The 21,799-nt window shown below is 65.2% G+C and carries 23 protein-coding genes and 2 tRNA genes; 10 read left to right on the top strand and 15 right to left on the bottom strand.

What is annotated here, in order from left to right:
• Nucleotides 1-58: 58 nt before the first annotated feature.
• Together ACTU6V_RS12085 and ACTU6V_RS12080 are read right to left on the bottom strand one after the other, a co-directional pair.
• A complete protein-coding gene (locus ACTU6V_RS12085) occupies nucleotides 59-550 on the bottom strand; it encodes a DUF6993 domain-containing protein (RefSeq protein ID WP_443468414.1) in 492 nt (163 codons plus the stop codon).
• An 81-nt stretch (nucleotides 551-631) separates the two neighbouring features.
• Entirely contained in the window at nucleotides 632-1,129 is a 498-nt protein-coding gene (locus ACTU6V_RS12080) for a single-stranded DNA-binding protein (protein ID WP_443468415.1), read from the bottom strand.
• A 193-nt stretch (nucleotides 1,130-1,322) separates the two neighbouring features.
• On the opposite strand from ACTU6V_RS12080, the gene ACTU6V_RS12075 reads away from it, so the two are divergent.
• On the top strand, nucleotides 1,323-1,592 hold the full coding sequence (locus ACTU6V_RS12075; protein WP_443468416.1) for a hypothetical protein: 270 nt from the start codon (nucleotides 1,323-1,325) through the stop codon (nucleotides 1,590-1,592).
• A 2-nt stretch (nucleotides 1,593-1,594) separates the two neighbouring features.
• Here the strand turns inward: ACTU6V_RS12075 and ACTU6V_RS12070 are convergent.
• Nucleotides 1,595-1,666 (bottom strand) — tRNA-Arg (locus ACTU6V_RS12070).
• 52 nt (nucleotides 1,667-1,718) lie between these two features.
• Here ACTU6V_RS12070 and orn point away from each other — a divergent pair.
• The 6 genes from orn (at nucleotide 1,719) to ACTU6V_RS12040 (ending at nucleotide 4,357) form a co-directional block, all read left to right on the top strand.
• Nucleotides 1,719-2,345, top strand: coding sequence for an oligoribonuclease (gene orn, locus ACTU6V_RS12065; RefSeq protein ID WP_443469243.1), 627 nt, complete (start codon nucleotides 1,719-1,721; stop codon nucleotides 2,343-2,345).
• 36 nt (nucleotides 2,346-2,381) lie between these two features.
• A tRNA-His gene (locus ACTU6V_RS12060) sits at nucleotides 2,382-2,457 on the top strand.
• Nucleotides 2,458-2,580: 123 nt separating this feature from the next.
• Nucleotides 2,581-3,207, top strand: coding sequence for a LysE family translocator (locus tag ACTU6V_RS12055; protein WP_443469244.1), 627 nt, complete (start codon nucleotides 2,581-2,583; stop codon nucleotides 3,205-3,207).
• Between the two features lie 27 nt (nucleotides 3,208-3,234).
• Nucleotides 3,235-3,582, top strand: coding sequence for a metallopeptidase family protein (locus tag ACTU6V_RS12050; RefSeq protein WP_443469245.1), 348 nt, complete (start codon nucleotides 3,235-3,237; stop codon nucleotides 3,580-3,582).
• Nucleotides 3,579-3,875, top strand: a complete 297-nt coding sequence (gene clpS, locus ACTU6V_RS12045) for an ATP-dependent Clp protease adapter ClpS (protein ID WP_443469246.1) — start codon at nucleotides 3,579-3,581, stop codon at nucleotides 3,873-3,875. The genes ACTU6V_RS12050 and clpS overlap by 4 nt, the downstream gene beginning before the upstream one ends.
• Nucleotides 3,872-4,357 (top strand): DUF2017 family protein, encoded by a 486-nt coding sequence (locus ACTU6V_RS12040; RefSeq protein ID WP_443469247.1) that lies wholly within the window; start codon nucleotides 3,872-3,874, stop codon nucleotides 4,355-4,357. The genes clpS and ACTU6V_RS12040 overlap by 4 nt, the downstream gene beginning before the upstream one ends.
• 73 nt (nucleotides 4,358-4,430) lie before the next feature.
• Here ACTU6V_RS12040 and ACTU6V_RS12035 read toward each other — a convergent pair whose 3' ends face one another.
• The 9 genes from ACTU6V_RS12035 to gatC all read right to left on the bottom strand — a co-directional run bounded on the left by ACTU6V_RS12035 (nucleotide 4,431) and on the right by gatC (nucleotide 11,246).
• Nucleotides 4,431-4,976, bottom strand: coding sequence for an LPXTG cell wall anchor domain-containing protein (locus tag ACTU6V_RS12035; RefSeq protein WP_443475677.1), 546 nt, complete (start codon nucleotides 4,974-4,976; stop codon nucleotides 4,431-4,433).
• Nucleotides 4,954-5,331 carry an RCC1 domain-containing protein gene (locus ACTU6V_RS12030; protein ID WP_443475676.1) on the bottom strand — a complete coding sequence of 126 codons (378 nt, stop codon included), beginning with the start codon at nucleotides 5,329-5,331 and terminating at the stop codon, nucleotides 4,954-4,956. The genes ACTU6V_RS12035 and ACTU6V_RS12030 overlap by 23 nt, the downstream gene beginning before the upstream one ends.
• Nucleotides 5,306-5,485, bottom strand: a complete 180-nt coding sequence (locus ACTU6V_RS12025) for a hypothetical protein (protein WP_443469249.1) — start codon at nucleotides 5,483-5,485, stop codon at nucleotides 5,306-5,308. Before ACTU6V_RS12025 ends, ACTU6V_RS12030 begins: the two co-directional genes overlap by 26 nt.
• Before the next feature lie 87 nt (nucleotides 5,486-5,572).
• Nucleotides 5,573-6,154: a nucleoside/nucleotide kinase family protein gene (locus tag ACTU6V_RS12020; protein WP_443469250.1), complete on the bottom strand. Its 582-nt coding sequence runs from the start codon at nucleotides 6,152-6,154 to the stop codon at nucleotides 5,573-5,575.
• The gene (locus ACTU6V_RS12015) at nucleotides 6,138-6,458 is read right to left on the bottom strand and encodes a hypothetical protein (RefSeq protein WP_417511611.1); all 321 of its coding nucleotides are present in this window, start codon (nucleotides 6,456-6,458) and stop codon (nucleotides 6,138-6,140) included. The genes ACTU6V_RS12020 and ACTU6V_RS12015 overlap by 17 nt, the downstream gene beginning before the upstream one ends.
• 37 nt (nucleotides 6,459-6,495) lie before the next feature.
• The gene (gene dinB, locus ACTU6V_RS12010; RefSeq protein WP_443475675.1) at nucleotides 6,496-7,752 is read right to left on the bottom strand and encodes a DNA polymerase IV; all 1,257 of its coding nucleotides are present in this window, start codon (nucleotides 7,750-7,752) and stop codon (nucleotides 6,496-6,498) included.
• 130 nt (nucleotides 7,753-7,882) lie between these two features.
• The gene (gene gatB, locus ACTU6V_RS12005) at nucleotides 7,883-9,415 is read right to left on the bottom strand and encodes an Asp-tRNA(Asn)/Glu-tRNA(Gln) amidotransferase subunit GatB (RefSeq protein WP_443469252.1); all 1,533 of its coding nucleotides are present in this window, start codon (nucleotides 9,413-9,415) and stop codon (nucleotides 7,883-7,885) included.
• Nucleotides 9,415-10,950 (bottom strand): Asp-tRNA(Asn)/Glu-tRNA(Gln) amidotransferase subunit GatA, encoded by a 1,536-nt coding sequence (gene gatA / locus ACTU6V_RS12000; RefSeq protein ID WP_443475674.1) that lies wholly within the window; start codon nucleotides 10,948-10,950, stop codon nucleotides 9,415-9,417. The genes gatB and gatA overlap by 1 nt, the downstream gene beginning before the upstream one ends.
• Nucleotides 10,947-11,246: an Asp-tRNA(Asn)/Glu-tRNA(Gln) amidotransferase subunit GatC gene (gene gatC / locus ACTU6V_RS11995; RefSeq protein ID WP_443469254.1), complete on the bottom strand. Its 300-nt coding sequence runs from the start codon at nucleotides 11,244-11,246 to the stop codon at nucleotides 10,947-10,949. Before gatC ends, gatA begins: the two co-directional genes overlap by 4 nt.
• Before the next feature lie 61 nt (nucleotides 11,247-11,307).
• Here gatC and ACTU6V_RS11990 point away from each other — a divergent pair, with 61 nt between their 5' ends.
• Both ACTU6V_RS11990 and ACTU6V_RS11985 read left to right on the top strand, forming a co-directional pair.
• Nucleotides 11,308-13,008 (top strand): long-chain-fatty-acid--CoA ligase, encoded by a 1,701-nt coding sequence (locus ACTU6V_RS11990; protein WP_443469255.1) that lies wholly within the window; start codon nucleotides 11,308-11,310, stop codon nucleotides 13,006-13,008.
• A 49-nt stretch (nucleotides 13,009-13,057) separates the two neighbouring features.
• Entirely contained in the window at nucleotides 13,058-14,887 is a 1,830-nt protein-coding gene (locus tag ACTU6V_RS11985; protein ID WP_443469256.1) for a DEAD/DEAH box helicase, read from the top strand.
• Nucleotides 14,888-14,974: 87 nt separating this feature from the next.
• Here the strand turns inward: ACTU6V_RS11985 and ligA are convergent, their stop codons facing one another.
• Genes ligA through ACTU6V_RS11970 form a run of 3 tightly spaced genes read right to left on the bottom strand, consistent with a single transcriptional unit; the run spans nucleotide 14,975 to nucleotide 19,613 of the window.
• Entirely contained in the window at nucleotides 14,975-17,290 is a 2,316-nt protein-coding gene (gene ligA / locus ACTU6V_RS11980) for an NAD-dependent DNA ligase LigA (protein ID WP_443469257.1), read from the bottom strand.
• A gap of 40 nt (nucleotides 17,291-17,330) precedes the next feature.
• A complete protein-coding gene (gene mnmA / locus ACTU6V_RS11975) occupies nucleotides 17,331-18,428 on the bottom strand; it encodes a tRNA 2-thiouridine(34) synthase MnmA (RefSeq protein WP_443469258.1) in 1,098 nt (365 codons plus the stop codon).
• A 9-nt stretch (nucleotides 18,429-18,437) separates the two neighbouring features.
• On the bottom strand, nucleotides 18,438-19,613 hold the full coding sequence (locus ACTU6V_RS11970) for a cysteine desulfurase family protein (protein ID WP_443475673.1): 1,176 nt from the start codon (nucleotides 19,611-19,613) through the stop codon (nucleotides 18,438-18,440).
• Nucleotides 19,614-19,677: 64 nt separating this feature from the next.
• Between ACTU6V_RS11970 and glgX the strand changes: the two genes are divergently transcribed.
• Entirely contained in the window at nucleotides 19,678-21,741 is a 2,064-nt protein-coding gene (gene glgX / locus ACTU6V_RS11965; protein WP_443469260.1) for a glycogen debranching protein GlgX, read from the top strand.
• Nucleotides 21,742-21,799: the final 58 nt, after the last annotated feature.

Raw genomic sequence — 21,799 nt, 5'->3', positions numbered from 1 at the left:
CGAAAAACGCTCCTTAGCTAGCCGTCGAGGATCGACACTCCAGCCTACCGGCTCCGGATCACCAGTCGATCGGCCTGGTGCTGCCTACGAGGCATCGTCCTTCGGCGAGCTGATCCATCACCATCGTCACCGGATTCCCGGTCGACGGCCCGACCTGTCCGACCAGACATTGCGCGTCACCCCAGCGCACCGAGAACTGCATGCTCTCTACCGCGTGCCCCACTGTCGTGAGGTCCTGGGTGACCTGCATCGCAGATTTATCGAAACCGGCGGCGACGAGCGCGTCGATGTACGCACGCCCAGAAGAGCTTCCTGATGCTGCCCACACCTGCGCGGTGACTGCCTCGAAAATGGGCAGATTGTCTTCGGCTGTCCCATCAGGATGGAACACCGGCCCCTCCGGCGTGGGTTCCGCCGTCGCGGTCGACACCGCTGTCGGCGTCGGCGTTGGAGCCGGTTCAGGCGCACACGCGGTGAGTGCGAGCCCCAGAGAGATCAAGACTCCGGCGACGACGGCATAGGGACGTGAGTGAGCAGGTCGACGGGGCACGCTCCGATCCTATGTGCGCACCCCGTCAAACGCTGCCAGATTCTTCTCATCCCAGCGTTGACATGCGACACATCGCTGGCCTCATGTGCGTACCGCCCATTCGTCTTCGGCTGCGAAGCTGTCCGATCCCGCGCCCGCTCCGTCGCCATCAGGGATCTCGTCCTCAGCAGGGGCGGCATCGGCTTCTCGACCCTCAGTCGGCGCCACGTAGGCTGCGCCAGCCGGACGGGCCTTGGCGAAAGCGCTCGCGCCCCAGCGCAGATCGTGGCCGATCGTCTCGGCATCGATATCGGCGCTCATCCCCTTCTTTCCGCCGCTCTCCCATTCGCGGAGTCGCAGCTTGCCGGTGATGATCACACCATCGCCCGTGCGCAGCGACGCCTTCGCGTGCTCGGCGAGCTGGCGGAACGCCGAGACGTTGTACCAGTTGGTGCCAGTTTCAATCCAGCTTTGCGTCTTGGCGTCGTAGCGGCTCTGCGGACTTGCGACGCGAAAGTTCACCACGGGAACTCCGCCCGGGGTCTGGCTGCGATTCGGATCGCCTCCCACGCGACCGAGAATTGTCACAGTGTCGTTCATCTTTTCTCCTTTTGGTGCCGGGGCTCGCCCGGGTGCTCTCAGAGTGCACCTCAGGGACCAAGTGAGATCGGCCCAGAACCACGTTCGGTGGAGAACTCGCACGAATGCCCGATCAGTGGAGAAAAGGAGACTTCCGCAGCACTCCGTGCAATGTCAGTGGCCGGTCGTACTGTCGAGGCGAAAGGAGAATCTGATGTCACAGACCCAGCACGCACTACTGCCCGCACTCCCCTATGCCACGCCACGCCTCACTTCGAGCCGTGAACGGCTGATCCGGGCATCCGCCCATCTGTGGCGAGTGCAGAACGATGACGACCGCGTGCTCGGCCATCTGCGGATCGTCTCCGACCCGATGGGGCTCAAATATCGTGCAGAGCGACTTCACCTCGCAACGGGCACATTTCGCCTGGTCGGTGATTTCTGGTGCGCAGACGACGCGGTCTGTGCACTGCGCAATGGATGAGGTGCCCCCGGCAGGATTCGAACCTGCGACCGACGGATTAGAAGGCCGTTGCTCTTCCACTGAGCTACGAAGGCGTATACCTCCACGATATCAGTGCGATGTCGGCACGCTCATTAGAATGAGGACATGGTATCTGCGTCTGAGAACGACCGACTCGTCTGGATCGACTGTGAGATGACGGGACTCGATCTTTCGATCGATGAGCTCGTAGAGATCGCCGTCGTGATAACCGACTTCGAGTTGCGACCGGTCGATCCCGGTTTCCAGGTCGTCATCAACCCCAGCAACGAGGCACTCGCGAACATGGGCGAGTTCGTCACCGAGATGCACAAGACCTCCGGCCTGATCGAAGAGATTCCCGCGGGCGTTTCACTCGCGGATGCTGAGGCGCAGACGCTCGCGTACATCAAGCGCTTCGTCCCTCAAGAACGCAAGGCGCCTCTTGCAGGCAACACGATCGGCACCGATCGCATGTTCCTCGCAAAGTACATGCCGCAGATCGACCAGTGGCTGCACTACCGAAACGTCGACGTCTCCAGCGTCAAAGAACTCTCACGCCGGTGGTACCCGCGAGTGTTCTTCCAGGCACCCGAGAAGAACGGCGGTCACCGCGCTCTGGCAGACATCCTCGAGTCCATTCGAGAAATGCAGTACTACCGTGAGGCGGTCTTCGTCGACGCACCTGGGCCGTCGAGTGACGAGGCGCGTGCGATCTCCGAGCGCACGGTGTCATCGTTCGCTTCAGAGGTGTAATAGACTAGACGGGTTGTCTGCTCCGGCTGACACATGGTGGCTATAGCTCAGCTGGTAGAGCACCGCGTTGTGGTCGCGGGGGTCGCGGGTTCAAGCCCCGTTAGCCACCCCAGATATACGAGGTGTGAACCTTCGACTGTGTAACCAGTCAGGGTTCACACCTCGTTCTCGTTTCGGCGCTAGGCACTCATTCACGCTCGTCGCGGCGATACGATCCCACCCCTAGAATTGCCTGGTGTCGCTGACTGTCTGGCTCTCCCTCCTCGCAGCATCCGCCGTCATCAGCTTCACCCCCGGCGCAGGCGCCATCAACACGATGTCCAATGCGATCGCGCAGGGCTGGCGCCGCTCGGTATGGGGAGTGATCGGTCAGCAGCTCGCGCTGATCGTGCACGTCATCATCATCGCGGCGGGGGTCGGCCTGCTGGTCTCCCGCTCACCGCTCCTGTTCGACATCGTCAGGTACACCGGTGCCGCGTACCTCGCGTATCTCGGCATCCGCATGATCTTCGCCCGCGTGCCTGAACCCGCGGCATCCGATGGTGCTGCTCCCGATCGAGAAGGCCGCTTGTCGATGATGCGACGCGGCTTCTGGGTGAACGTGCTGAACCCGAAGGCGATTGTGTTCTTCCTCGCCTTCGTGCCGCAGTTCATCCGCCTCGACGAACCAGCACTCCCCCAGTACCTCATCCTGATCGGAACGGTCGTCACGGTCGATGTGATCGTCATGTGGGGCTTCTTCGCGACCGCCGCGAGACCGTTCCGAACGCTGACTCGATCACGCGGCGGCATCCGCGTCCTCAACATCATCTTCGGTGCGCTCTTCCTGCTCGTCGCAGCCCTCCTGCTGTTCATCAATTGACTGCCGCGAGCCGTAGGCTTGTGAGCAATGGACATGGATGCTGCGGCCTTCGAAGAACTCGTCATCGACGAGCTCGACCGGCTGCCCGACGAGATGGTCGATGGCCTCGACAATGTCATCTTCGTCGTCGAGAAGCGTCCCGAGGACGGCAGCCTGGACCTGCTCGGTCTTTACGACGGGCTGGCTCTGACCGAGCGCGGTCAGTACGGGATGGGCGAGCTTCCTGACCGGATCGTGATCTACCGCGAGCCGCACCTCGCGCAGTGCGACAACGAGGACGAGCTCCGCGACGAAGTGCACACGACACTCGTTCACGAGATCGCGCACTTCTACGGAATCGACGACGCGCAGCTGCACGAGTTGGGGTGGGCATGAGCACGCCGATTGCAACCCCAGATCTCGACGAGTTGGTCGATCTGAGCGCGGCACCGCTCGACCCCTGGCAGGTCGTCGTGTGGAACGACCCCGTGAATCTCATGAGCTATGTCACCCGTGTCTTCCGCACCTACTTCGGGTACTCGCACGAGCACGCCACCACCCTCATGCTGGCCGTCCATCACGAAGGGCATGCCATCGTCTCCACCGGCCCCCGCGAGACCATGGAGCTGCACGCTCAGGCCATGCACGACTACGGGCTGTGGGCGACGGTCCGAAAGGCTCCGCAATGACACTGACAGAAATCCGGATGCCTCTGGCGATGATAGAGATCGTGAATCTCGCCGACCTCGTCGATCAGCTCACCGAGGTGATCACGGCGACAGACAGTGAGCGTGATCCGGCCGTCGCACGCCTGACCCCGAATCCGTACCCTGAGGATGCCGAGGCATCCGTCGAGTTCACGATGGCGACGCGCGATGACCTGCTCGCCCGCCGCACCGCCGATGCTGCGCTGGTGCGCGGCGCCCTCGATCCTTTCCTCGACCCCGCTGATGAGCAAGGCGAGCGCTCCGAGGTCGAGGTTGTCGTCAGTAGTCACGAGATCGATGCCTGGTTGCGCACTCTGACCGCTCTGCGGCTGATCATCGCGAGCCGCTTGCACATCACCGATGACTCCGACCTCGAAGACACAGATGACTCTCGGTTCCACGTCTTCCACTGGCTCGGGTTCCGGCTGGATACCATGATCGCCCTCGCCGACGAACTCGGCTGAGACGCCAGAAGACAGGTGCGCCGGGGAATCAGAAGTTTCCCCGGCGCACCCACGTTACGTGCATCACACGCTATTACTCAGCGATGTGCCTGCGTCGCGCGCGTATCCAGAGCACGCTGAGCCCACCCGCGAGGAGCAAGACAAGCCCCACAGCGAGCGCAGCCGAAGAGTCGGAGCCTCCGGTCTTCGCGATCTCAGTTTTCGGGGGCGCGCTATCGCCCGTGGCAGGGCTCTCCACGCCACCTGTGCTTGCACGCGCAACTGTCAGGGTCGCGGAGGCGCTGTGCACCGACCCGACGCTGTTCGTTGCGATGGCCCGGTACTGCCGATCATCGTGCGCGAGTGTGATGCCATTGAGCATCAGACCCGTCGCTGTCTCGTCTGCGGTGGGGTCCGCAGTGACCGGCTCCCAGGTCGCACCATCGTCGCGGGAGAATTCCCACGTCAGTGCGGCCGGTGCAGGGCAGCCGTCGGCGATCGCCTCGAACTGCACGGTGTCGCCTTCTGTTCCCGAAAGATCCACGGGGTCAGTGACCGAGGGAAGCTCGGTGAACATGAAGCCCGCCGGGTAGCTGACCGGCGTCTGAGGCGACCCGTCAAGAGTCCATTCCACGCTCACATCGGCAGCGCAGGCCGCGTGTAGAGTAGGTGCCGTCGCCGTTGTCCGTCAGCGCTGACCCGAGCTCTCCGCCGAAGTTCACAGCGGTTACGTGAGCAACCTGCTGCGGCCCCTGCACGAGCTGCGGCGTGTAATGGTGGACAGCCGTGCCATCGCCCAGCACACCGAAACGATTATCACCCCAGCTGTACGCCTTCCCGTTCGCGTCGAGCGCGAGCGAGTGCAATGTGCCCGCACTCAGCGCGACGAACTCGACGTCGCCGGGCGAGGCTACCGCTTGCGGTGTCGAGACGTTCGGCGTCGTGCCATCACCGAGCTGCCCAAAGGCGTTACTTCCCCAGATTGATCGCGGCAACGAGGGTCGCCTCGTCGTTCACGGAGTGTACGGTCGGCGTGCCGTCTGCCATAGCGTACGCCGCGACGGGAGTGAGGAGCAGCCCTGTCCCGGGGACTGCGGCGACCAGACCTGCTGCGCAGGCTCGTCGAATGGTGTGATGGGATCTGGTCATGCGGGCTCGAACTCCTCGTCGGCGATGGGTGGCGGCCAACCGCCATGCAGGTATAGACCTAGGTCGCTAGTGGCGGTGCCCCGCCCACTACGGAAGAGTGACCGTCACGGTCGCCAGTTTCTGCGGCGAATCCCTGGTGATGTGTCGCTCTTCTTGCTTCGCCCACCGCTCCCAATGCGGTCGGAACCCATCTCCGTCACGCTCGAGCGCTCTGCGCTTACGTGATGTCATGGGAGATTCGACCCACACGCACACGTCAGCCAAGCGCGCAGATGCCGGAGTCAGTGCTCCGCAGCCCTCGAGGATGACACCGAGAGCTGGGGTGACGGCATGCGCCTCCGCCTCGACTTCGAGATCCCAGTCCCACCGCCGCCAGGTGCTCAGCAGCCCCCGCGCATGAGGTCGCAGAATATCGTGCAGTGCCCGCTCTGCGCCGGCGTCGAGGCCGTCCCAGCCTGGATACAGCGAGTCGAGTGCGATCAGCTGAGGTCGTCCGGCCACAGGCCAATTCGCAGCGACCATCCGTGACAGGGTCGTCTTTCCCGCACCAGCACGCCCGTCGATCACCACAACCGGGTTGGATGCCTCCACTGCCACGACCGCGTCGATGACGGATGCCGCACCGCGCTGCAGAGCTTGTGCGAGCGGATCGTTACTTCTTGAGCGCACGGATCACGCGCGAGAGCGCACGCCCGGCGACGCACACGAACGGGATCGCGACAGCGAGCAGAGCAACGATGTTGGGCTCGAATCTGAGGCCCTCTTCACGCCGGACGTATACGCCGAGCGGAATGGATACCCCGCCTCCACCGCCGCCGCCGTTGTCGTCCTGATCAGCGCCGCCGCCGAAACCAGCCCAGGTCAGCGCGACGGGAGTGATGCTCACACCATCGACGTCCTGCGGCTCGCCGTAGGCGCTCTTCACGCCGAAGGAGGTGACTTGCTTTCCGATGTCCAGTGCAATGTTCGGCATGACTACACGCTAGCCGACGAAGGCTCTGCGTGGGCATTCAGTCGACTCCGTGGTCCTTCGGGTGTCGCGCCGTTCCGCGACCCTCCCCACGGCCGACATGTCGGGCGCGAGTGATGGTCGCACTGCCGAATCGAGCCCGCGCACTGTCAAGGGCGCCTTCGACCTTGCGCCAGTGCTCGTCTTCATCCCACAGCGCGAAGGCCGCTCCACCGGCCGGACGCAGCTTCTCAGCGCGCACCCCGACCAGCCGGACGGGATCGCGACGGTCGATCGACTCGTACATCGTCTGCGCCGCTTCGCCGATCCGCTGACCGACGGATGTGGGCTCTGCGAGCGTCTGAGACCTGCTCAACGTGGCGAAGTCGTCGAAGCGGATCTTGATCGCCACGGTGGCGCACTCCCATGAGGCCTTCCGCAGTCGCACGGCGACCCGGTCGGCCAGTCGGAGAAGCTCCGCCCGGAGGAACTCCCGGTCGGTCACATCGACGTCGAACGTCTCTTCATGCCCGACGCTCTTCTCGACCCGATCGGTTTCGACGGTCCTGGCGTCCTCTCCGCGCGCGAGCTGCGCGATACGCGCCCCCAACGCAGGTCCGACAGCGCGGTCGAGCATGTCCTGCGGCGAGTCGCGGATGTCGCCGATCGTGCGGATGCCACGTGCCTCCAAAGCATCCGAGGCCTTCGGCCCGACACCCCACATCGTCCGCACCGAGCGCGGCGCCAGGAAGTCGAGCGTGTCCGCGGCGGCCACGATCAGCATCCCGTCGGGCTTTGAGATCGTCGATGCCATCTTCGCGACGTGCTTGGTCGCGGCGACACCGACGCTGCAGCTGATGCCGACCTCGGCCTGCACCCGCACCCTGACCAGGCGCGCGATCTGCCCCGGACTCCCCCACAGTCGCCTCACACCCTGTACATCGAGGAAGGCCTCGTCGACCGACAGCGGCTCCACCAGCGGCGTGATCGATTCGAAGACAGCCATCACCTGACGTGACACGGCCTGATAGCGGTCGAAGTGCGGCATCACGATCTTCGCCGTGGGACACAACCTCATCGCCTGACTCACCGGCATCGCGGCGCGCACGCCGTACCTGCGCGCCTCGTAGGAGGCGCTGGAGACGACCGAACGCCCGTCCGGGCTGCCGATGATTAGCGGCAGCCCGCGCAGCGAGGGATCATCCATCACCTCGACGGCCGCGTAGAAGGCGTCCATGTCGACATGAAGTATGCGGGTGCCGGTGTCGTCTGCTCCGTCAGCAGAGACGAGCCTGCCTCGTCCGTCACCGCGCCCCATGGTTCCATTCTCGCTGAAACCACCGACATCCGTCCCCCGGTCTGGGGGCGCAAGCGACGGATGTCGGATCAATCACGCGAATCGGTCCGACATCCGTGCGCGCGGCCCCCGAAGTGTCGGGGCCCGACGACTACTGAGCGGCGCGCTCCAGAATCAGCTCACGCACGCGAGCGGCATCCGCCTGCCCCTTCATCGCCTTCATGACCGCACCGATGATGGCGCCGGCTGCCTGAACCTTGCCGTCCTTGATCTTGGCCATCACATCAGGCTGAGCCGCGAGAGCCTCATCGATAGCGGCGATCAGCGCACCGTCGTCAGAGACGACAGCAAGACCGCGAGTATCCACGACCTGCTGGGGCGTGCCCTCTCCGGCGATGACGCCCTCGAGCACCTGACGTGCGAGCTTGTCAGTCAGCGTGCCGTCATCGACGAGCTTCTGCAGCGCAGCGACATTCTCGGGCGTGATGAGGCCTGCGACGTCCTTGTCCTGCGCATTCGCGAGGCGAGAGATCTCACCCGTCCACCACTTGCGCGCGGCAGCCGGAGTGGCCCCAGCGGCGATCGTCGCCTCGACCTCGTCGATCAGGTTGCCGTTGCGGACGTCCTGGAACTCCAGGTCCGTGAAGTTCCACTCCGTCTTCAGGCGGCGACGGCGCGCGACAGGCTGCTCCGGCAGCTGCGACCGCAGCTCCTCGATCAGCGCGCTGGTCGGCTGCACCGGCAGCAGGTCGGGCTCAGGGAAATAGCGGTAATCGTCAGCATCCGACTTCGGTCGACCGGGTGAGGTCGTGCCGGTGTCCTCGTGCCAGTGACGCGTCTCCTGTGTGATGGTGCCACCATCAGCGAGAATCTGCGCCTGGCGCTGGATCTCATGGCGGACCGCGCGCTCGACAGAGCGCATCGAGTTGACGTTCTTCGTCTCGGTGCGGGTGCCGAGCGGCGCAGGCTCTTCGCCCTCGGCGACGCGCGGTCGCAGTGACACGTTCGCGTCGCAGCGCAGGTTGCCGCGCTCAAGGCGAGCTTCGGAGATACCCAGGCTGCGCACGATGTCGCGGATCGTGGAGACGTACGCCTTCGCGACCTCCGGGGCGCGGTGCTCCGCGCCGAAGATGATGTCGGTGACGATCTCGACGAGCGGAACGCCCGCACGGTTGTAGTCGACCAGCGAGTACTCCGCGCCCTGGATGCGTCCGGTGGCGCCGCCCATGTGGGTGAGCTTGCCGGCGTCTTCTTCCATGTGCGCGCGCTCGATCGGCACGGTCACGAGTGTGCCGTCCTCGAGCTCGACGACCACTGAGCCCTCGTACGCGATCGGCTCGTCGTACTGCGAGATCTGATAGTTCTTGCCGAGGTCGGGGTAGAAGTAGTTCTTCCGCGCAAAGCGGCTCGATTCCGCGATCGAGCAGTTCAGCGCGAGACCGAGGCTGATCGATGACCGGATCGCTGTCTCGTTCACCACCGGCATCGCGCCGGGAAGACCTAGATCGACCGGAGCGATGAGTGTGTTCGGCTCTGCCGCGTGGTACATCTCGTTGGCGGGGTTCGGCGCCGCCGAGAACATCTTCGTGTTCGTGTTGAGCTCGACATGCACTTCGAACCCGAGCACCGGCTCGAACAGTTCGAGGGCCTTGTCGTAATCCATCAGCTTGGCTGCGGCGGCCATCAGCGGTTCCCTCCTGCTGGTCCCTGAGCTTGTCGAAGGGTGGGGGCGCGGGTGAGCAGCGGGGCTCCCCACGAGTCGACGAGTGCGGTCTCGAGCGCCGCGCCCACACGGTAGAGACGAGCGTCCTCGCGTGCGGGGGCGAGGAACTGGATGCCGACGGGCAGGCCGTCGTCGTCCGCGAGCCCGGACGGGATCGAGATACCAGGGACACCCGCAAGGTTCGCAGGGATCGTCGTGAGGTCGTTCAGGTACATCTGCAGCGGATCGTCAATCTTCTCGCCGATCTTGAACGCCGTCGTCGGGGCCGACGGCGTCGCGATGACATCGACCTCGGCGAACGCCTTGTCGAAGTCCTGCTGAATGAGCGTTCGCACCTTCTGCGCACTGCCGTAGTAGGCGTCGTAGTAGCCCGCCGAGAGCGCGTAGGTGCCGAGGATGATGCGGCGCTTGACCTCGTCGCCGAAGCCGGCCTCACGCGTCGCAGACATGACGTCTTCGACGGTTGCGCCGCCTTCCGGCGTGACGCGAAGACCGAAGCGCACGGAGTCGAACTTCGCCAGGTTGCTGGATGCCTCAGCGGGGAGGATCAGGTAATACGCGGCGACGCCGTACTCGAAATGCGGCGTGGAGATCTCGACGATCTCGGCGCCGTTCGCCTCGAGCAAGTCGAGCGATGCGCGGAAGGACGCCGCGACCCCTGGCTGGAAGCCGGAGTCCGGGAACTCCTTGACGACACCGACCTTGAGTCCCTTGAGCACGTCACCACGCGCACCCTCGCGGGCTGCATCGGCGAACGACGGCCATTGGTCAGCGAGAGACGTCGAATCCTGCGGGTCGTGCCCACCGATGACATCGTGCAGGAGGCCTGAATCGAGCACCGTGCGAGTCACAGGTCCGACCTGATCGAGGCTCGATGCCAGAGCGATCGCGCCGTAGCGGCTCACGCCGCCATAAGTGGGCTTCATGCCGACGGTTCCGGTGACGTGGGCAGGCTGGCGGATCGACCCTCCGGTGTCAGAGCCCAGGGCGAGCGGAGCTTCGAACGCCGCAACGGCCGCAGCCGAACCGCCTCCGGAGCCGCCGGGGATGCGGTCGAGGTCCCAGGGGTTGCGCGTCGGTCCGTACGCCGAGAACTCGGTCGAGGAGCCCATCGCGAACTCGTCCATGTTCGTCTTGCCGAGCGGCACGAGGCCGGCAGCGCGCGCACGAGCGACGACGGTCGCGTCGTACGGCGACATGTATCCCTCGAGGATCTTGGATCCGCTGGTGGTCGGCTGGTCCTTCGTGACCAGGACGTCCTTGATCGCGAGCGGAACGCCGGCGAGCGCGTGCAGCTGCTCCCCCGCGGCACGGGCGCTGTCGACAGCGTCGGCTGCGGCGAGAGCCCCCTCGTTCACATGCAGGAATGCGTGCACGTCACCGTCGACGGCGGCGATCCGATCGAGATGCGCCTGCGTCGCTTCGCGACTGGAGACTTCACCCGCGGAAAGCTTGTCGGCGAGCTCCGCGGCGGTCCAGCGGATGATGTCGCTCACTGTTCTTCTCCCAAGATGGCGGTCACGCGGAACCGGCCGTCCGCGGCATCCGGTGCGTTCTGCAGCACCTGCTCATGAGTGAGCGTCTCGCCGACCTCGTCGGGTCGGAAGACATTCGCGAGCGGGATGGGGTGACTCGTGGCAGCGACGTCAGCGGTCGCCACCTCGGAGACCTTCGCGATGTTGTCGACGATGGCGTCGAGCTGGCCCGTGAGCCGCGTCACCTCGTCGTCGTTCAGCTGGATGCGCGCGAGCACGCCGAGATGGCGTACAAGTTCAGGGGTGATTTCAGACACCGTCTCAGTCTAGTTGGCGTCGCACAGACCTCCTGCCTGCATTGCGAATAGGGTGAAGAGCATGACGACGCATCACCCCCCTCGTCCGTGGATCGCCAGCTATGCAGAGGGAGTTCCCGAAGATCTTCCTCCGGTGACGGGATCGCTCGTCGACATCGTCGAAGCCTCGGCACGCGATTACCCGGATGCTCCGGCTCTGGAGTTCTTCGGTCGCGAAACGTCCTACTCGCAGCTGCAGTCGGCGATCGATCGCGCGGCGGCAGGGCTCTACGCCCGCGGCATCCGGTCCGGCGACCCGGTGGCGATCGTGCTGCCGAACTGCCCGCAGCACATCATCGCCTTCTACGCGGTGCTCCGCCTCGGTGCTGTCGTCATCGAGCACAACCCGCTCTACACGCCGCGTGAGTTGCGCAAACAGTTCGAAGATCACGGGGCGAAGCATGCGATCGTGTGGAACAAGGTCGTCGCAACCGTGCAGGAGTTCCCGGAAGATCTGGCGGTGCCATCGCTCATCTCCGTCGACATCACCGCCGCAATGCCCCTCCGCACTCGTGCAGCCCTCCGGCTTCCCGTTGCCAAGGCTCGCGAATCGCGCGCTGCCCTGACCGAGAAGGTCCGCGGCACGACGCTGTGGGAGCAGATCGTCGGGTCCGAGCCGCTGCCGTCATCGTATCCGCGGCCCGCCACCGATGACCTCGCGATCATTCAGTACACCTCGGGCACCACCGGCACCCCGAAGGGGGCATCCCTCACCCACCGCAACCTGCTGGCCAACGCAGCGCAGGCGCGCGCCTGGGTGCCATCGATAAAGCGCGGCTATGGATGCGTCGTCTACGCCGTCCTGCCGATGTTCCACGCCTACGGGCTCACTCTCTGCCTCACGTTCGCGATGTCGATGGGCGCGCGTCTGGTGCTGTTCCCGAAGTTCGACCCCGACCTCGTGCTCGACGTCGTGAAGAAGCATCCGCCGACGTTCCTCCCGCTCGTGCCCCCGATCGCCGACCGCCTGCTGAAGTCAGCGAAGGCCAAGGGCATCTCTCTGGCAGGCACCGAAGTGGCTATTTCGGGCGCGATGGCGCTGCCGCACGAACTGGTCGTGCCTTTCGAAGAGGCCAGCGGCGGCTACCTCGTCGAGGGGTATGGGCTGAGCGAATGCTCCCCCGTGCTCATGGCGAACCCCGTGGCCGAGAACCGTGTCGCCGGGACCATCGGCCTTCCGTTGCCCGGAACCGAATGCCGAGTGGTCGACCCGGACAACCCCACGCAGGACGTCGAGCCCGGTGCGCCAGGAGAGCTCGTCGTGCGTGGTCCACAGGTCTTCTCCGGCTACTACGGCAATCCGGAGGCAACCGAACAGTCCTTCGCCGAGGGCTGGTACCGCACCGGCGATATCGTCACGATCGACGACGCCGGTTTCGTGCGGATCATCGACCGGATCAAAGAACTCATCATCACCGGCGGGTTCAACGTCTCCCCCACAGAGGTCGAGAACGCGCTGCGTCAGCATCCGTCCGTCGACGACGTCGCCGTCGTCGGTCTGCCGAGCGATCATTCCGGAGAAGAGGTCGTCGCCGCCATCGTTCTGGATGCTGGTGCTGAACTTGATGAGGAGGCCATCCGCGAGTACGCGCGCAGCATCCTCACCCCATACAAGGTGCCGCGTCGGCTGTTCGTCGTCGACGAGCTCCCGAAGTCACTCATCGGAAAAGTTCTGCGCCGACAGGTCAAAGACAAGATCCTCGCGCTCACCGGCTCCGCCTGAGATTGCGTCTTCACAGGGAACGTGCCACCCGGGGCGCTACCCTTAGTCGGTGACCCCTGAAGACGCATCTCTGAACGAGCCCACTGACGAATCCCCCACCCTTCCCGGATTCGAGGAGCTCGGCATCACCGGGCCGGTCCTGAAAGCCATCCGCGACCTCGGCTACGAGACACCCTCGCCGATCCAAGCGGCCACGATCCCGACGCTTCTCGGCGGACGGGATGTCGTCGGCATGGCACAGACCGGAACGGGAAAGACCGCCGCGTTCGCACTGCCAGTGCTCGAACGCCTCGACGTCGCGCAGAAGACTCCGCAGGCACTCGTGCTCGCGCCGACCCGTGAGCTCGCCCTTCAGGTGTGCGAAGCGTTCGAGTCCTACTCCGCGAAGATGAAAGGCGTGCACGTCCTCCCCGTGTACGGCGGCCAGGGATACGGCGTCCAGCTGTCGGCCCTCCGCCGCGGAGTGCATGTCGTCGTCGGCACGCCCGGTCGCATCATGGATCACCTCGCGAAGGGAACCCTCGATCTCTCCGAGCTGAAGTACCTCGTGCTCGATGAGGCCGACGAGATGCTGAAGATGGGCTTCGCTGAAGACGTCGAGCAGATTCTCGCGCAGACCCCCGAAGAGAAGCAGGTCGCACTGTTCTCTGCGACCATGCCCGCGCAGATCCGACGGCTCGCGCAGAAGTACCTCCGCGATGCAGAAGAGATCACGGTCAAGTCCAAGACGGCGACCGCCACGAACATCACGCAGCGCTACCTCGTCGTCTCGTACCAGCAGAAGGTCGACGCCCTCACCCGCATCCTCGAGGTCGAGAATTTCGACGGCATGATCGTCTTCGTCCGCACGAAGAACGAGACCGAGACTCTCGCCGAGAAGCTGCGCGCACGCGGTTACTCCGCAGCGGCGATCAACGGCGACGTGGCACAGGTTCAGCGTGAGCGCAGCGTCAACCAGCTCAAGGACGGCAAGCTCGACATCCTCGTCGCCACCGATGTCGCTGCTCGCGGGCTTGACGTCGAGCGCATCAGCCATGTCGTCAACTACGACATCCCCACCGACACCGAGTCCTACGTGCACCGTATCGGTCGCACGGGCCGTGCCGGCCGCACCGGCGACGCAATCAGCTTCATCACTCCGCGCGAGCGATACCTGCTCAAGAGCATCGAGAAGGCGACCCGCCAGGCGCCGACCCAGATGACGCTGCCCAGCACCGATGACGTCAACACCACACGTCTCGCGCGCTTCGACGACGGCATCACCGCGGCTCTCGCCGAGACCGCACGCATCGAGGCCTTCCGCGACATCGTCGCGCACTACGTGCGCAACCACGATGTTCCCGAGGCTGACGTCGCCGCGGCCCTCGCTGTCGTGGCACAGGGTGCAACGCCGCTGCTGCTCGACCCTGAGAACGACCCGCTCACCGCGGCTGTCGCTCGCGACAACCGTCCGCGCAACGATCGCGACCGCGGCGACCGCCCGGCCCGCGAGCCGCGTGAACGTCGTGGGCGCGGTGACTACGCTGCGTACCGGATCGAGATCGGCCGCCGACACCGTGTGGAGCCGCGACAGATCGTCGGTGCGCTGGCCAACGAGGGCGGACTCGGCCGCGATGACTTCGGTGCGATCAACATCAAGCCGGACTTCACCATCGTCGAACTGCCCTCGAATATGAACCCTGCAGTCCTCGACAAGCTCAAGGACACGCGCATCTCGGGCCGTCTGATCGAGATCAAGGCCGACCGCGGTGCTCCCGGGCGCCGCGGCGCCAGCGACGGCGGATCCCGCGGTGGTTACGAGCGCCGCGACCGCCCCTCCTACGGGGACCGCCCCGCCCGCGACGACAAGCCGTTCCGCAAGCCGCGCCACAAGGACTGAGCCGCTTCACACAGTGAGAATCGCCCTGCCCGCTGAGAATCCGCGTGGCAGGGCGATTTTCGTCGCGCAGAGCAATTCTGGCGGGAGTCAACCCAGCGCGTCAGGGCCCTCGGTCACAAGAGTGTGGAACTGGGCAGCATCCAGAATGCGGATGCCGAGCTCCTCTGCCTTGGCGAGTTTCGAACCAGCACCAGGACCCGCCGCGACGAAGTCCGTCTTCTTCGAGACGCTGGATGCCGCCTTGCCGCCGGCCCTGATGATCGCCTCTTGCGCCCCGTCTCGGGTGTAGCCATCGAGAGAACCGGTCGCGACGACCGTGAGGCCATCGAGCACGCCGTCCTCAGCGACAGCTGCGCCGGGCCCGGGGTGTCCAGGCGTTGCCCACTGCACGCCCGCCGCGGCCCACTGCTCGACGATGTCGAGATGCCAATCGATGTCGAACCACGCCAGCAGCGAGTCGGCGATGATTCCGCCGACGCCGTCGACCGCTGCCAGCTCATCTCTTGAGGCAGCGCGAATCGCGTCCAAGGAACCGAACCACTGCGCCAGGGCGCGGGCAGCGACAGGCCCGACGTGGCGGATATTCAGCGACACGAGCAGGCGCCACAGTTCCTTGGTCTTCGCCTTCTCGAGCTCTGCGAGCAGCTTCGTCGCCTGCGATGAGGGTTGGGAAGAGTTCACTCCCCGCTTCCTCTCTGCCGCGGTCGGGTTGCGGCGGAAGGGCGCACGAGTCTTGACGGAGCCGTCGTCGACTTCTTTGGGAAGCCCGGTCTCTGCATCACGGACGACGACTTCGATCGGCACGATCTGCTCGAGACTCAGCGTGAACAGTCCGGCCTCGGTGTCGAGGGGCGGCTGCGATGGAATGCTCGGCTGGGTGAGCGCTGCTGCCGTGACTTCACCGAGGGCTTCGATGTCGAGCGCACCGCGCGAACCGATGTGCTCTACGCGTCCGCGCACCTGGGCGGGGCAGGACCTGGCGTTGGGGCACCGGAGGTCGATATCGCCCTCTTTCATGGCTCGCAGCGGTGTTGCGCACTCCGGGCAGTTCTCGGGCATCACGAACTCGCGCTCGGAGCCGTCGCGACGCTCGACGACCGGCCCCAGCACCTCGGGGATGACATCGCCCGCCTTGCGGAGCACGACTGTGTCGCCGATGAGGACGCCCTTGGCTTTGACGACGTCCTTGTTGTGCAGAGTCGCCTGACGGACAACTGACCCTGCCACGTGCGCGGGAGCCATCACCGCGAACGGCGTGGCGCGTCCAGTGCGCCCCACTGAGACGACGATATCGAGCAGCGTCGTCTGCACCTCTTCCGGCGCGTACTTGTAGGCGATCGCCCACCGAGGAGCCCTGCTGGTCACTCCGAGTTCGTCGTGCAGCGCGAGCTCATCGACCTTCACCACGATGCCATCGAGTTCGTGCTCGATATCGTGGCGGTGCTCTCCGAAGTACGCCACGAACTCGGTGACCTCATCGATCGAATGACACACCTTGGAATGCGGGCTGGTCGGCAGCCCCCATGAGGCGAGAAGTTCGTACACTTCGCTCTGCGCGGCTACCGGCGGGTTCTCCCACGCCCCGATGCCGTGCACGTACAGCGACAGCGATTCGATTCGCAGGAGGCCGGCCTCGAGTTCGAGGCCATCCTTCTTGTCGATCTGCTGACGCAGCCCGCCGCTGGCGGCATTTCGCGGGTTCGCGAAAGCGGGGAATCGGCGCGCCGCGGCACTTCGCGCCTTGTCTTCTTCGAACGGGCGCTTCGCACCTCCACGCGCCTCCCACTTTCCCAAGGCATCGGAATATGCACGTTCCCGGAACGCAGCCTGAGCCGCGTTGAGCCGTTCGAACGCCGCAACGGGGATGAACACCTCGCCGCGCACTTCGACGACCTCGGGATGCCCCTCACCGCTGAGCTGCTTCGGGATATCGGCGAGGCGCAGCGCGTTCTCGGTGACGATCTCACCGACCCGTCCGTCGCCGCGTGTGGCCGCTGAGGTGAGCACGCCGTTCTCGTACCGCAGGTTGATGGCGAGCCCGTCGATCTTCAGCTCGGTGAGCCACGCAACATCGCGACCAGCCGCCGCGCGAGTCTTCGCCGCCCATTCACGCAGTTCTTCGACGGAGAAGACGTTGTCGAGACTCAGCATCCGCTCGGCATGCTCGATCGTCGCAAGGCCCGTGGCCTGAGCTGCGCCCACCATCTGCGTCGGGGAGTCCTGCCCGCGCAGTTCGGGGTGCAGACGCTCGAGGTCGTCGAGCCGGTGCATCCAGCCGTCGTATGTCGCATCATCGACCAGCGAGGTGTCGCGCCCGTAGTACGCGTCTTTCGCTTCGAGGATGCGCGTCGTCAGCTCTTCAGCCTCGATGCGAGCGTCTTGCAGTGAGATGTTCTCCGGCACTCGATCAGTCTACGAGCGGGTGCCGACATCACTCGGCTTTTCAGGCGTCGACCGGTACCGCAGAGACTGTCCGGTCGATCGTGAACTGGCCGAGCACACGCGTGCCGACGTACAGCACAGCGGTCTGACCGGGAGCTACACCATCCAGCGGCACTTCGGGAACCACGGTGACGCCGTCCGCCGCCACAGTCGCACGCGCGGGAACGGGCTCTGAATGCGCACGGATCTGCACATCGCAGTCGAACTCACTCGAGGTGGGTGCGGCGCCCGCCCACGAGTGCCGCTCCCCCGAGATCTCACCGATCGCGAGGGCTTCCTTGGGGCCGACGACGACGGTGTTCGAGACGGGACGCACTTCGAGCACGAATCGCGGCTTTCCATCCGATGCCGGGACGCCGAGCTTCAGCCCGCGCCGCTGCCCCACAGTGAATGCGTGGGCACCGTCGTGCGAGCCGACGACATCACCGTTCCGGTCGAGGATCTCGCCCTGCTCTGCGCCGACCTTCTCGGCCAGCCAGCCCCGGGTGTCGCCGTCGGGGATGAAGCAGATGTCATGGCTGTCCGGCTTCTGCGCGACGCTCAGACCCCGCTCAGCGGCTTCAGCGCGAACCAGCGCCTTCGAGGGCGTCTCGCCCAGCGGGAAGTAGGTGTGCGCCAGCTGCTCCGCGGTGAGAACGCCGAGGACATACGACTGGTCCTTCGCGTTGTCCGAGGCACGGTGCAGCTCGAGCCCGTTCTCGCCGTCTACGAGCGTCGCGTAGTGCCCGGTGCACACTGCGTCGAAGCCGAGTTCGATCGCGCGCTCGAGGAGCGCGGCGAACTTGATCTTCTCGTTACAGCGCATGCACGGGTTGGGCGTACGTCCGGCCTGATACTCGGAGATGAAGTCGTCGATCACGTCATCGCGGAAACGCTCGGAGAAGTCCCACACGTAGAACGGGATGCCGAGCATGTCGGACGCGCGCCTGGCGTCCATGGCGTCTTCGATCGTGCAACAGCCGCGACTGCCGGTGCGCAGCGTTCCCCCCGCTCGGGAGAGCGCAAGGTGCACGCCGGTGACGTCGTGTCCGGCTTCGACGGCGCGGGCTGCCGCAACCGCAGAATCGACGCCGCCACTCATCGCCGCAAGAATCCGCATGGGTCCAGTTTACGATCCGCCGGCTGTACGGGCCCCGGATGCCCGTGAATATGCTTCCCCGATCACCGCGAGGACCGCATCGACATCGGCATCTGCGGAGGTGCGTCCGAGGGTGAAGCGCAACACGCTTCGCGCGTCGCGCTCGCTGCCGCCCATGGCGATCACGACGTGCGAGGGCTCGGCGACGCCGGCCTGGCACGCAGAGCCGGTGGATGCCGCAAGTCCCGCCACATCGAGCAGGAAGAGCAGGCTCTCCCCGACGGCCCCGGGGAAGAGGAAGTGCGCGTTGCCCGGCAAGCGGTCGCTGGGATCGCCGAGCAATCGAGCTGCCGGAACAGCCGAGCGGATGCCGTCGACCAACCGGTCACGCAACATGCTCAGCCTGCTGTGCTCCGACTCGCGCTCCGCCTCTGCCGCAGCCAGAGCCGCGGCGAAGGACGCTGCCCCCGGAACATCCTGGGTGCCTGCACGCAGACCACGCTGCTGCGCCCCGCCGTGCAGCAGTGCGGAGATCTTCGCTGTACGGGCGACGACGAGCGCTCCGATGCCGACCGGGGCACCGATCTTGTGCCCGGCGATGCTCATCGCCACCAACCCTGCTCCTGGCGCAGCATCCGCCCTCAATTCACGGAACGACAGCGGGATGTGACCGAGGGCTGCGACCGCATCCAGGTGCAGCGGAACCATCGCGGCTGCGGCCTCTCGCGAGAGTGCCACTGCATCGTTGATCGTTCCGACCTCATTGTTCGCGACCAGTGCGGTTGCGAGGGCCGCACCGGGAAGGCTCTCGCGGAAGGCATCCGGATCGATTCGTCCGGTGTCCGTGAGTGAAACCGCGCGCACGTGCGCGCCTTCTGCTGCGAGGGCTGCGACGGTGTCCATCGTGGCGTGATGCTCGCCGTCCGGCAGCACGATGGCATCCGCCGATGCCGGCCGTGACGCCCACATCCCGCGCAGCGCGGTGTTGATCGATTCTGTTCCGCCAGAGGTCAGCACGATTTCGATCGGGTCGCAGCCCAGGATTGCGGCGATGCCCTCTCGTGACTCTTCGAGCAGTCGCCTGGCATCTTGACCCGCCCCGTGCGTCGAGGAGGCGTTGCCGACGATTTCGGAGGCGGAAAGCCACGCCTCGCGCGCCTGCGGGCGCAACGGAGTCGTCGCCGCGTGGTCGAGATAGAACCGCATCCCTTAACTCTCCCGCATTTTCGCCTGGTCGGCGCACGACCTTCTGCCGCATACTCTGTAAGGCATGTCCGACTTCACCTCGCCAGGCGGCACGGCCCTCGACAACCTCGGCGTGCAGTTGCACGATGGCGTCGCGACTCTGCGCGTCTGGTCGCACCACGCCGCATCGATCGAACTCGTCGTGTTCGATGAGGTCGATCTCGACTGGGTCACCGACACGGTGCCGTTGGAACAGTGCTCGGGCGGTGTGTGGGAAGCGACGACCGATCTCCTCTCCCCCGGCACGCGCTACGCACTGAGAGTTGACGGTCCGCACGGTCCTGGCAACACATTCAATCCTGCGACGCTGCTGCTCGACCCCTACGCACGCGGGCTCGCCCAGGGCGACGGGTACGGAGACTGGCGCTCGGTCGTCATCTCTGACGGTTTCGATTGGGGCGGTGTGGGCAAACCGCAGATTCCCCTCGACAACACCGTCATCTACGAAGCGCACCTGAAAGGCACGACCAAGCGTCACCCCGAGATCCCACCGGCCCTGCACGGCACCTACGCCGGGCTCGCTCATCCGGCGATGATCGATCATCTCCACTCTCTCGGGGTCACCGCCGTCGAGCTGCTCCCCGTGCACAGCTTCGCTTCAGAGCCTCGGCTGCTCGATCGCGGACTATCGAACTACTGGGGCTACAACACCCTGAACTTCTTCACCCCGCACGCGGCCTATGCGACCGAAGAGGCACGCAAGCAGGGTCCTGATGCCGTCATCACCGAGTTCAAGGGCATGGTGCGGCTTCTGCATGAAGCGGGCCTGGAGGTCATCCTCGACGTGGTCTACAACCACACATCGGAGGAGGGGATCGGAGGTCCGCGCACGAGCCTGCGCGGCATCGACAACGCCACGTATTACCGTCAGCAGGTTGATGGTGTCTATATCGACACCACCGGGTGTGGAAACACTCTGAACACCGCGACGGATGCCGGGGCCAGGCTGGTCCTGGATTCACTGCGCTATTGGGCGGATGAGATGCAGGTCGATGGTTTCCGGTTCGACCTCGCCACATCGCTCGGTCGGGATGCTGCGCATGAGTATTCGCCAGAGCATCCGCTACTGAAAGCCATCAGCGCAGATCCCGTGCTGGCCGACGTCAAGATCATCGCGGAGCCGTGGGATGTCGGGCTCGGCGGGTGGCAGACCGGGAATTTCCCCGATGGGTGGCACGAATGGAACGATCGCTACCGCGACCGTGTGCGCAACTTCTGGCTGAGCGACATCGACTACGCCCGGCGCGCTTCTGCGCCCGTCGGCATCGGCGGGTTTGCCACGCGTCTGGCCGGCTCATCGAACACCTTCAGCAAAGAGCGCGGCCCACTCGCCGGAATCAACTTCGTCACCGCGCATGATGGATTCACCCTCAACGATCTGGTGACCTACGCCGTCAAACACAACGAGGCCAACGGTGAGAACAACCGCGACGGTGCGAACATGAACCGCGGCTTCAACCACGGTGTCGAGGGCCCTAGCGACGACCCGACGATTCTCAGCGCTCGCCGCAAGGCGATGCGCAACCTGCTGGGGACGCTGCTGCTCTCAGCGGGCATCCCGATGCTCACCGCCGGAGATGAGACGGGTCGCACCCAGAACGGCAACAACAATGCGTACGCGCATGATTCAGATCTCACCTGGCTCAGCTGGGACTTCGAACCATGGCAAGAGGATCTGCGCACCCACGTCTCCACGCTCACCCGGCTTCGCAGGGAGAACGCAGCGCTTCGTCCCAGCCGTTACGCGCGGCGCGATGTTCATACGCCGAACGCCTCGAACATGGACTGGTTCAACCAGAATGGCGAGAGCATGGAAGAAGCGCAGTGGACCGATCCGGGCAACCGCACGCTCCAGTACGTCGCGGAATCAACGCCCGTGCATGAGAAGACCAATCGCACTCTTCTGATCGTGCACGGCACCGAAGAGCCGATCGATGTGATCCTGCCGACCACGCTGGCCGGTGCGGCGAAATTCACTTCCCTGTGGTCGAGCGCAGACGAGCGGCCGGCATCCACAGCGGAAGAATTCGCTCCGGGACAGGTCGTGCCGACGCCCGGCACATCAATGCGCCTCTTCCGCGTCGAGTAGAGCTGATTCTTCGCGGCCAGCCGGGTTCTCCCCGGGTGCCCGGCGCGGTACATTCAGG

The sequence above is a fragment of the Microbacterium zouquanmingi genome (assembly GCF_052266675.1).
GTDB lineage: Bacteria > Actinomycetota > Actinomycetes > Actinomycetales > Microbacteriaceae > Microbacterium.
This window is presented reverse-complemented; position numbering and strand designations above follow the sequence as displayed.